A 1,464-nucleotide genomic window follows, 5' to 3' on the forward strand; every position below is an offset into this window, starting at 1 on the left:
CGCCCGCGAAACCGAACTCGAGCGCGCCCCGAACCTCTCGGCGCGTCTGCGCAACGCCGTGTTCCTCAAGCGCGAGGACAACCAGCCGGTGTTCTCCTTCAAGCTGCGCGGCGCCTACAACAAGATGGCGCATCTCTCGCCCGCGCAGCTCGAGCGCGGCGTGATCACCGCCTCGGCGGGCAACCACGCGCAGGGCGTGGCGCTGTCGGCGGCGAAGCTCGGCGTGAAGGCCGTGATATGCGTGCCGGTGACCACGCCGCAGGTGAAGGTCGATGCCGTGCGCGCCCACGGCGGCGCCACCGTCGAGGTCGTGCAGGCCGGCGAGTCGTACAGCGACGCCTACGCCCACGCCGTGCGCCTGCAGGAAGAACGCGGCCTGACCTTCGTGCATCCGTTCGACGATCCCCACGTGATCGCCGGCCAGGGCACCGTGGCCATGGAGGTGCTGAGCCAGCATCAGGCCCCGATTCACGCGATCTTCGTGCCGATCGGCGGCGGCGGCCTGGCCGCGGGCGTGGCGGCGTACGTAAAAGCCGTGCGCCCCGAGATCAGGGTGATCGGCGTGCAGACCGACGATTCCTGCGCGATGGCGCAGTCGATCAAGGCCGGCAAGCGCGTGGAACTCACCGAAGTCGGGCTGTTCTCCGACGGCACGGCCGTCAAGCTCGTGGGCGAGGAAACCTTCCGCCTGTGCCACCAGTATCTCGACGAAGTGCTCACGGTCGATACGGACGCCCTTTGCGCCGCGATCAAGGACGTCTTCCAGGACACGCGCAGCGTGCTCGAACCCGCAGGCGCACTGGCCGTGGCGGGCGCGAAGCAGTACGCGGAGCGCGCGGGCATCGAGGGGCAGACGCTGGTGGCGATCACCTCGGGCGCGAACATGAACTTCGACCGCATGCGCTTCGTGGCCGAGCGTGCCGAGGTGGGCGAGGCGCGCGAAGCGGTGTTCGCGGTGACGATCCCCGAGGAGCGCGGCAGCTTCAAGCGCTTCTGCGAGCTGGTCGGCACGCGCAGCGTGACCGAGTTCAACTACCGCATCGACGACGCCGAGCGCGCGCACATCTTCGTGGGCGTGCAGATCCGCAACCGCGGCGAGTCGCAGCAGATCGCGAGGACCTTCGTCGATCACGGCTTTCCGAGCGTCGATCTCACGGGCGACGAACTGTCGAAGCAGCACATCCGCTACATGGTGGGCGGACGCTCGCCGCTCGCGCACGACGAACGCCTGTTCCGCTTCGAGTTTCCGGAGCGCCCGGGTGCGCTCATGCGTTTCCTTTCGTCGATGGCGCCGAACTGGAACATCAGCCTGTTCCACTACCGCAACCAGGGCGCCGACTACAGCTCGATTCTGGTGGGCATCCAGGTGCCCGCCGCCGAAGACGCCGAGTTCCGCCGTTTCCTCGCCACGCTCGGTTATCCGCACTGGGAAGAGACGCAAAACCCGGCGTATCGGTTGTTCCT

At 67.9% G+C, this 1,464-nt stretch carries 1 protein-coding gene; it reads left to right on the forward strand.

Going from position 1 to position 1,464, the window contains the following annotated elements:
* Window positions 1-1,464: threonine ammonia-lyase, biosynthetic (gene ilvA / locus ACOJB8_RS41020; RefSeq protein ID WP_475017955.1), on the forward strand; the 1,464-nt coding region annotated here is incomplete at both ends.

The organism is Paraburkholderia sp. BR10141 (assembly GCF_056155635.1).